This window comes from Microcoleus sp. BM001215392 (genome assembly GCF_036700185.1).
In the GTDB taxonomy this organism is placed as follows: Bacteria; Cyanobacteriota; Cyanobacteriia; order Cyanobacteriales; family Microcoleaceae; genus Microcoleus.
On the sequence record NZ_JAUBOJ010000014.1, the window covers coordinates 34,051 to 43,632 of the forward strand.

Genomic DNA, 9,582 nt, shown 5'->3' on the forward strand with positions numbered 1-9,582 from the left:
TACCAACAACTATTAAGGCAATTCAACCGAACTGGGTTTAGCAATGTGAGGCAAGCCCCAACCTAATTTTTCCCGCAAAATGTGGAAATATTCAAAAGGCTGCACCCTCACGAAGCGGGCTTTGTAGGGCGATCGCTCTATTTGTACCCAATCTTCCGGCAGAACGTAACATCCGCCGTTCCCGTCTACCACCATTACCAGGCGGTTCGGACTCGCAGGCAAAATCTTCACCGGCTCGGTGTTGCTAAACACCAAGGCGCGCGAAGCCATTGAATGCGGGCAAAGAGGGACTAACTGCAACACTGGCACTCCCGGAATAATTACAGGGCCGCCGGCAGAAAGGGCGTAAGCCGTCGATCCTGTCGGAGTTGAGATAATTACCCCATCTGCGGCAATGTCCACAGATGCGTGCTGCCCGATCGCCACTTCAAAATGACACATACAAGTCAGCGGTTCGCGGTGCAGCACCATTTCATTGAGACAAAGCGCTTCCCAGAGACAGTCGTTTTCTCGAAACAGCCGCACCGCCAGCATTGACCTTTCTTCGATTTCGTATTCTCCGGCGATCGCCTTTTCCAAAGCTTGCGGCAGCAAGTTCAGGTAAGTTTCTGTTAAAAAGCCCATGTGACCGGTATTGACAGTCAGCAGCGGCACTCCGATCGGAGCAACTTGGCGAAATGCCGACAGCACCGTACCGTCGCCGCCCAAAACCACTGCAAACTCCATGTCGCTGTCAAAACCGGGGGGGACGAGTTGGTCGATCGGGGTATGGCACATCGGGCGATCGGGGCTAGAATAGCCGAGAATTCCTCCTGAACCAGAAACCGAGCAGACCTCCCAGCCGCGGGCTGTCAGCTTGTCTTGCAACTCTGCGGCAATGCGACAAGCCACAGGTTTAACATCGTTGTATATAATTCCAGCTTTCGGCACTTTAAAAAGTAAAGGGCATTTTTTGTTTACTCCGTTTTTTAGTCTTAAGCTGCTCGTACTCTATTTCCTTGAGCTTCTTCATAATCAGATTAAAGTATTCTTCGAGATAAGACTCCAAAGTAGTAGTTTCTTTGGGGTCGATTCCGAAGACGCTGTAAACCTCATCCATCGGAGCTTTCAAGGGTTTTCCGGCTGCTAAAACTTCTGAAAAAGCCAATCTGTCAGCTACGTTCCAACTCCACTGAAAGAACTTAGCAAATTGACGAGTAGCCTGCAACAAGGCATCAGGGGTGCGCGTAATTTTGGCTGTCTTCCCGGATAGCCGCTCGCACAAACGCACTATTTCCTCAGCATCCCAAGCGCGATTTCCCACCACCGGAAAGGTTTTCTTGACGGTTTCGGGAACAGAAAGAGCTCGGACGGCAAATTTAGCAACGTCCTGAGTGTTCATGTAAGCAAGGGCTGACGGCTTGTTGGGGAGCCAGACTCCCTGACCGTCCAAAATCGGCATTGCGTACAGGCTTAGCAGTCCTTGCAAAAATCCGCAAGGTCTCAAGATTGTGTAATCTAAACCTGATTCTGCTAAAAACAGCTCGGTACAGCGCTTAATTTCCAACAAGGGGACTTGGGTATATTTCTCGGCGTCGAGAAATGAGAAGAAGATGTAACGCTTGACACCTGCTGCTGCTGCTGCTTGAATCAGCGATACTTTTCCGTCCCAGTCTACTCTTTTGATGCTGACAGAATCGGCTGCACTGGCTGTTGCTGCATCAATGATAGCAGTGACGCCTTCTAGTGCCGGAATCAAGCTGTCTGGCTGACAAAGGTTCCCCGGTACAAGTTCAGCGCCCCATTCTTTCAAAAAGGCAGCTTTTCGGTAACTTCTGACTAAGCAGCGCACCTGGTAGCCCTCGTCTAGGGCGCGGCGGGCTATTTGGCGGCCGAGAGTGCCGGTGGCACCTACAATCAATAAAGTCATCTAGGGATTTATTTATGAATCTTAAACTTTCTATACAATAGTATCAGGTGTTTCTCAGTTTTTTATAAAAACTTAACAAAAACCTGAAATCGTCTCATTAAGCGATCGCCCCGCCAACAGGCATCAGGTCGAAGGCCCGAGGTGTCCGGCGCCCGCCAGACAAAAGTCAAGAAAAAATTTCGGAACACTCTACGTATTCAACATCTGCTGGTAAAAATTTTGCTTTGGGGCTTGATACTTTTTCTGTCTTAGCCAACTTGTGTTTAACAAAGCAGACGGGAATTCCCCCACTATACCCTACTCGGTTAGTGGGGGATCAAAGGCCTGTGAGTCGTACCCGACGAACAAATACATTACAAACATTTCGAGAATTGGTATAATAGGTTTGGAGGTTGATAACCTTGTGGAGCGTCTAAAAGGCCGTTGCAATTGAGCAAGCGTCAGCACTAGCGCACTATCCACTAAATGAAATCCGCCACTGGACAAATCAAACGCCAAGTAAGTTTCCGAATAAAACATTTCTGCCTTCGGAAGGAGGGCTGCTGCCTGGACATCGTGCAAGCGGTGTGAGAGTCAGGGCAAGACGGCTTGTCAAACCTCGCTTACGCAGCGTAAGACCGAAACATAAGCACCGCTTGTGTCGAGGCGGCGGCGGTTGAAACAGGAAGCCTCCGTCATAGCGGTAATCCGCTTGACGGTGGGTACTTCACATCACTCAGTTGATGCGGCACCAAATTTGCAGAAACTGGGTTTTTCCGATCTAGCCCGTGCTGCGCCAGATTTTTTGTGAGACCAACCCGGTTTCTGCGTCCGGAATGATAACTTACTCTTCGCCGCCTTGGAGTTTCAGCAGCAGGAAGCCTCCACCGATACCGACGAAAATTAGGGAAAAAGACAAAAATGCAGCAGTGATAAATTCAGGATTCATTTGTTTTAGAGTTCCTTGACGATTGCAAATTAAATAAACATAATTTGACATTACCCGCTATCTCATCAACGGGGATTCTTAATTGAGCGCGACTTACATTAAAATTAGCTGTCTCTTGCGAGCAATTTATCAACTATTTAACCGTACCCAAGTACCAATCAAACAGTCTAGTTCAGACAATCTGTGCAGGTTCATCTCAATCAAGCTTACTAGGATACAAGCCTAGAGTTTGGGCGTGTCCCGCCCTACTTTTGGCTCGAAAATTTTAGTTGTGCTGGTTTCTGGGTCAGGCGCAAGCTCGACCTAACACAGTTGATACTGGCTGGGTATCCCATTTGAGATTACTACTTCTTGACCAATCGTTCCACTTGTCGATCGCGCTTTAACGTATCAACAGTGTTACAGGTTATGCCATGTTAGGTATTTTACTGTATCAAGTTACCTTCGATCAACGATCGCCATCGCAAAACTTCACAGCCTGTGTTAATCTGGCTGCTTTGACGTTCGCCAGTCACCGATACGCGGGGTTTTCGGCATTTTTAGGCGATTTAGGAGAAATTTGTCGGCGAAATGCTAAAATTTTAGTGCCCAAATTCCTGTATTTTGTGGGAGAGAACTGCCTTGAGTCTCGATCGGGAATCAAAACTAGCTGTCACTCTGGGAGATCCGGCGGGAATAGGCCCGGAAGTGATTCTCAAGGCTTTGGCCGATCCCGCTGCTGCTTTGATGGTGACGGTTTTCGGCTCCTCGACGATTTTGCAGCAAACTTACGACAAATTGCGATCGACATCGACGGCGGCTGCGGCGGCAAATCCGGCAACATTAAATATTGTTGATATCGAACCAGACAGCAAGTGGGGAGCAATTGTCCCGGGTATCGGGAGTGCTGCTAGCGGGGCGGCTAGCTTTGAGTATATGGAAAAGGCGATCGCCCGTACCCTTGCGGGTGAATTCTCGGCGATCGTCACCGGCCCAATTTCCAAGACTTGTTGGCAGGCGGCCGGTTACAACTATCCCGGACAAACAGAACTTCTGGCAGAAAGAGCGAAATCTGAGCGTTTCGGAATGCTGTTTGCCGCCACATCTCCACACAGCGGCTGGACGCTGGTAACTTTACTCGCCACCACACATATTTCCCTGCGCCAAGTACCGGATGCTTTGAATCCAGAATTGCTGAGCGAAAAACTCGAATTGCTGGTAGAGTGTTTGCGGGAAGATTTTGGACTGGAAAGACCGAAAATTGCGATTTCTGGCTTAAATCCTCACAGCGGTGAAAATGGCAAACTGGGAAAGGAAGAGCTTTCCTGGATGATACCTTGGTTGGAAACGCAGCGCGATCGTTTTCCTCAAGTGCAGTTAGACGGGCCAATACCCCCAGATACCATGTGGGTAAAACCAGCTAAAGTTTGGTACGGTTTAGCCAAACAAGCTCACGACGGTTACTTGGCAATGTATCACGACCAAGGCTTGATTCCTGTAAAATTGATGGCTTTCGATCGAGCAGTCAACACTACAATTGGCTTGCCTTTTGTACGCACATCTCCGGATCACGGCACAGCTTTTGATATTGTAGGTCAAGGAATTGCCGATGCCTCCAGCATGAAAGCAGCATTGCAGTTGGCGGCCCAGTTGGCTAGTCGCAGAGCAGCAGTTAAAATAGGGCCATAGCTTTAGTACGCCTGATGCTGCGCAAAATTTCTGTTATTTCTATCGATATTCGCACACGCGCAAAGGGACAAGCAAGCTGGTCATTTTAGTCGATCGGTTAAAATCAGATTTTGGTAACACACTATGACAGCATCTAATGATAATCCAAGCCAAATATATCAATCACAAAAACAGGTTTCCGATCCAAATATGCCAATTCCTAAAGCTGGAGATCAACTTCAGGAATTGCTAGTCATACTGACAGAATTACAGTTATTGAAAAAATCAAAAAAGGGATCGGTTGAGCTAAAATTACCGCTATCAGAAAAGTCTACCGAGCGAGTTGAAGACGAAGAAAATCAGCGCAACCAATTGTCTTTTCGGATAGAATCACCTGCGATTGTACCGGAAATATTGAACAACAATGAAGAGATACCATCTCAAACACGAGAAAGCAACGTTCAGGAACCTAGTTTATCTACAACAGCGAATGCTGCAAATAATTATCGACCCTCCGAGGAACAGTTAGAACAAGCAGTCGAGGAATTTAAGCGGTTGCAGCAACTGCTGTTTGAAAGAGATTTGCCCGAATTTTACAGTAATATTTTTAGCGTGGAAAAAAGGTTAGAAGACTTTGAAAATCTGATGTCTGAACCAAAAGAGTTGATGAATTTACTTAAACCGTTAATTCCGGAATTGGTGAAGGAAGAATTAGAACGGTTGAAGTCGGAATTAAATAAGGCGATCGAACTAGCAAGCAACAATCAAATTAATCGCCTAGAATTGCAGGGAAAATTAGCGGAGTTGGAAAATCAAATTGCTGAGTTCCACCAGCAACTGCCGCAGCCAGAACAGTTAATGAAGCGGCTGATGCCAGTGGTAGGCGAGCTGCTCAACCGCAGGCTAGAGGAGTCGAAGTCAGAAATAGCTTCGGCGATCGCACCGACAGTCAATCAAGTAATTCACAATCAAAACGGACTGGAAGCAAAAGTAGTAAAAATTGAAGATAAAGTTGCAAATATTCAGCACCGCTATCAACAGCAGCCTGAAGATTTAATCAAGCAGCTAGTGCCGATAGTTAGCGACTTGCTCAGCCGCAAAATTAGTGAATTAAAATTAGAGGTTGTAGAAGCTGTCGCACCGTCAGTACAAGTCAGAATAGCTTGGGTAGAAATAGAAGAAAAAGTATTGAGCATCATCGAGCGCCGACTGGCGGTGCAACAGTCGCCAATCCAGACGCCAGAAGAGATTAGGGGAATGGTAATCCCAGCAATCACTGATTTGCTGAGCCGGAAAATTGATGAATCAAGATTAGAGGTAGCAGCGGCGATCGAACCTTTGATTCAATCAGCAATTCTGCAAAGAGAAGTTCAAGGAAAATTCAGCGACGTAGAAAGCAGGCTAAATAATCTTCAGCGACAGCAAAAATCTCAACCCGAAGAAATTCTGGCAAGGTTGATGCCGTTAATGATTGAGTCGCTGAATCGGAAAGTTGACGAGACAAAGTTAGAGGTGAAAGAGGCGATCGCCCCGTTGGTCAACACCGCTCTTCAAAACAGCGGTATTGCAGCACAACTATTAAATAATGAAAATAAAATTGTCGAACTTCAGCAACAATTTTTAGCCGAAATCGAAGGATTGATGGCAAGAATCATGCCCGCGATTGTAGAGATGCTGTCCCGAAACATCCAGGAAGCTAAGCTAGAGATAGAATCTGCGATCGCCCCCGCTGTAGATGCCATTATTCAGGATAAAAGGATCGAGATCAGACTCGGGAATATCGAACAAAAGATTGTGGCGATCGAACACCGAATTTATGAATCGACAGACTTGTTTACCGATTTACTTAAACCTTTGATTGACGAGCTGATGGTTAGCCATCACGCTCAACTAGAAAAATCAGTAATCGAATCTATTTTACCATTGTTAGATGAAATGGTAGGTTATAATTACAAACTAAACGGTAAAGTAGAGGAACTGGAACGCAAAATAACCAATACAGAATGGGGAACCAATCGGGAACAATTAGCATCCGCAATCAAACAGATTTTTCCCGAAATGATGATGCAAACAATAAATGAGTCGAAAGCATCATTTAGCGAAACAATAGCGCCGATTATTGATGAAGTAATTAATACCCGAACCCGAGAAAACAGGCAATCGATGGGAATAGCGATCGCCCCGGCTATTCCTACAGGAATCAGCCACAGCATAAGTGAATCGCCCGATGAAATTGCGATGGCGCTTGCACCGGAAATGGCCTCGGCTATCAAACAACAAATTGTGCTCAAGCAAGAAGCGATGTCAGATGCGCTCTATCCTATCATCGGTAGCACAATTTTAAAATACATGGCTGAGACGATGCGCGAGATCAATGAAAAACTCGAATCATCTTTAAGTCCTGAGGGAATTACTCGCAAAATAAAAGCCAAAGTCCAGGGAATTTCTGAAGCAGAATTGCTGATGAAAGAAACAACACCGCTGCTGGTTAAAGCTGTCTTTTTAATTCAAACAGCATCCGGCTTAATAATTGCAGAAGTGCAGCAGTCTGAACGCGAACAGCTAGAATCAGATATGGTAGCGGGGATGCTGACTGCTATTCGATCTTTTGTCAACGATTGTATAGTTCAGTCGGGAAATATTGCCGAAATAGATGCTATAGAATATGGCACATCTACGATTGTATTGGAAGTAGCGGGTTCGTGTTACCTAGCAGTAGTGATGCAAGGAGAAACGCGCCAGTGGTTTAAGTACAAAATGCGAGCCATCTTCAAAAATATTATTGAAGAATACGGCAATCAAATTCAGTCATTTAACGGCGATCCCACCAGTGTGCCGGCAGAAGTAAACTCAAATTTGCAAAAATTAATAGTCGAGACAGACGTTAAAGTAAAATCTGCTAAATTACCAATTTTACCAATTATCGGTTTAGCAGCCCTAGGTTTAATTGGCGTACCTTGGGGCATTCATCAGTATCGGAGCGACATTGCAGCAAGGTTAGAAGCAGATACAAATTTAGCTTTACAATCTGCTCCGGAGTTATCGGTTTATCGCCTCGCAGCAGATGTTAAAGATCGAGTGCTGGAGCTTTCAGGACGCGTTCCGAATCAAAAACTGCGGTCTAAAGCTGGAAAAATCGCTCAGGATACAGCTCCCAAATTAAGAATTGACAATAAAATTGTAGCAGTTGAAGTACCTCCAGATCCGGTTTTAGCTGAAGCCGATGTCAAGCGCACGGCGGCTCTTTTGAATAAGCTAGAAAACATTGATGTCTCGGCTCGCTATGCAGAGGGAAAAGTCACCGTTGCAGGTAGCGTTAGTCAAGCGGCAGATGCTCTAAAAATAACTCAAGCATTTGAGAAAATCCCGGGGGTAAAGTCTGTAACAAATACAGTGACAGTAGAAACTGAACCACCGTTAAAGTCAATGGCAATTAAGCTTTATTTCAGTACGGGTTCAGCTATTTTGCCGCCTAAAGACCTAGCAGAAAAGGTGAGCAAAATCAAGGAATATATGGAAAAAAATAGCACGAAGAATTTGAGGATAATTGGCTACAGCGATTTTAAAAGTAGTCCTGCGGAAAATCAAAAATTGGCGCTAGAAAGGGCGACAAATGTGAAAGCTGCTTTGGTTAAACAAGGGATAAACGGCAGTAGAATACAAGTTGCTTCAACTAAGGGCCGTCCTGAAGGTGTAGAGGTAAATCAATCGCTGTCGCTCAGCAGATTGGTTATATTTGAGGTGGTAAATTAAATTGGGAATGGGGAATGGGGAATTGGGCATCGGCCAAAGAGGGCAAAGAGGGCAAAGAGGCTAAAGAGGAAATTGGGAATTGCTAGCAAATAACAAATAACCAATAACTAACAACCAATAACTAATAACTAATTACTAATGACTCTTAAATTAATCGAACTCGGCCGGAGGTAAATGCTTGTATTCGATCGCCCGCCAAGCATACTAACAAGCGGCCGCATCCGTCAATCCCGGCTGCTTCTCCGCAGATAGTTTCCGACGCAAGCTCGATCGCCACATTACAACCAATCAGTGCATCGCGGCGGCGCAATTGGGGCAAAAGCGGGGCTAAACCGGACTTGGAGGCGGGCCTGTCGGCGGTGGAAAACATATCGGCTAGTTCGAGTAAATAGTGGCGCAGCCTCGCAAGCAAACAGAGTTCATCGGGCACATTACTGGCAATAGAATGCAAGCTTACCGCATTGCCGATCGTCCTTGCATCCAGTCCCGCAGCCGCGAAATCTACGCAGCGGTTGAGTCCAATTCCCACAACGGCGCGAGTGCCGAAAGTCTTGCCAGAAGAGGCTTCACAGAGAATTCCGGCTAATTTTTGGCGATCGATCCAGACATCGTTTGGCCATTTCAGGCGCAGCATATCGCGACATTCGGGTACCAAATCCTCCATCGCGAAAATCACGGCCAAACCGACGGCTAAACTAAGTCCCGGTAACAAATTGGGATTGAGGTTGTCGAGTACAAAACTCGCAGTCAAAACACCGCTTGGGGAGTGCCAGGTGCGATCGTGTTGGCCGCGCCCGCTGGTTTGCTGCTTAGTAAATATTACATCTCCGTGGTGCAGTTGGTCTGCACGGGCATGAGCCCAGGTATTGGTACTCGCACAGGTATCTAAGGTGTGTAACCAGTGACGGGGATTTGGGTACGGTTGTGGGGATGCGGGCACGGAAATTAAGGGTAATTCAGACAAGGTTTGATTTGAATCGTGCAGAAGTCGGGGAACATTCGGATTATATATCTAGGGCTTGGGCGCGATCGACAATTATTTACGATGGTGCAATTTCACTCTTCGGGCGATCGTACTTCTTTCCTACTTTGTTTTTATTACATCTGTAAGAATCTTATAATAAAATAAACAACATTTAGCTGGCATTTTGAAAAATCTTAAAATTATTGTGGGGCGATGCTCCTAGCCCGCCCCAAATATGCAGGTTAAATGTGGAACAGCTTAATTAAAATCTTGTTCCAGTTTTTATTATATTTTCAACTTTTCAATCTTAACTGTGGAAATATTAAAAGTAAAGACAGACCAGGTGAGTTTGCGGTAGACCCCGATTTAAATAGTTCCTTT

Annotated in this window: 7 protein-coding genes; 3 read left to right on the top strand and 4 right to left on the bottom strand. The window is 45.9% G+C overall.

Features of this window, described 5'->3' with window-relative positions:
• Positions 1–12: 12 nt before the first annotated feature.
• The 3 genes from QT974_RS03290 to petM all read right to left on the bottom strand — a co-directional run bounded on the left by QT974_RS03290 (position 13) and on the right by petM (position 2,888).
• Complete coding sequence (locus QT974_RS03290; RefSeq protein ID WP_333467092.1) at positions 13–930, bottom strand: NAD(+) kinase; 918 nt, start codon at positions 928–930, stop codon at positions 13–15.
• A 1-nt stretch (position 931) separates the two neighbouring features.
• A complete protein-coding gene (locus QT974_RS03295) occupies positions 932–1,909 on the bottom strand; it encodes an NmrA family NAD(P)-binding protein (protein WP_333467093.1) in 978 nt (325 codons plus the stop codon).
• 823 nt (positions 1,910–2,732) lie between these two features.
• Positions 2,733–2,888, bottom strand: a complete 156-nt coding sequence (gene petM / locus QT974_RS03300) for a cytochrome b6-f complex subunit PetM (RefSeq protein ID WP_442933146.1) — start codon at positions 2,886–2,888, stop codon at positions 2,733–2,735.
• A 552-nt stretch (positions 2,889–3,440) separates the two neighbouring features.
• Here petM and pdxA point away from each other — a divergent pair.
• The gene (gene pdxA / locus QT974_RS03305) at positions 3,441–4,505 is read left to right on the top strand and encodes a 4-hydroxythreonine-4-phosphate dehydrogenase PdxA (protein WP_333467094.1); all 1,065 of its coding nucleotides are present in this window, start codon (positions 3,441–3,443) and stop codon (positions 4,503–4,505) included.
• A 123-nt stretch (positions 4,506–4,628) separates the two neighbouring features.
• The gene (locus QT974_RS03310; RefSeq protein ID WP_333467095.1) at positions 4,629–8,237 is read left to right on the top strand and encodes a BON domain-containing protein; all 3,609 of its coding nucleotides are present in this window, start codon (positions 4,629–4,631) and stop codon (positions 8,235–8,237) included.
• Positions 8,238–8,382: 145 nt separating this feature from the next.
• Here the strand turns inward: QT974_RS03310 and QT974_RS03315 are convergent, their stop codons facing one another.
• Positions 8,383–9,201, bottom strand: coding sequence for a biotin--[acetyl-CoA-carboxylase] ligase (locus tag QT974_RS03315; RefSeq protein ID WP_333467096.1), 819 nt, complete (start codon positions 9,199–9,201; stop codon positions 8,383–8,385).
• Positions 9,202–9,209: 8 nt separating this feature from the next.
• Here QT974_RS03315 and QT974_RS03320 point away from each other — a divergent pair, with 8 nt between their 5' ends.
• Positions 9,210–9,347: a hypothetical protein gene (locus tag QT974_RS03320; protein ID WP_333467097.1), complete on the top strand. Its 138-nt coding sequence runs from the start codon at positions 9,210–9,212 to the stop codon at positions 9,345–9,347.
• Positions 9,348–9,582 lie beyond the last annotated feature (235 nt).

Coding starts and splice junctions, on each gene's coding strand:
- QT974_RS03295 (WP_333467093.1), bottom strand. CDS start 1,909: ATGACTTTATTGATTGTAGGTGCCACCGGCACTCTCGGCCGCCAAATA.
- petM (WP_442933146.1), bottom strand. CDS start 2,888: ATGTCAAATTATGTTTATTTAATTTGCAATCGTCAAGGAACTCTAAAA.
- QT974_RS03310 (WP_333467095.1), top strand. CDS start 4,629: ATGACAGCATCTAATGATAATCCAAGCCAAATATATCAATCACAAAAA.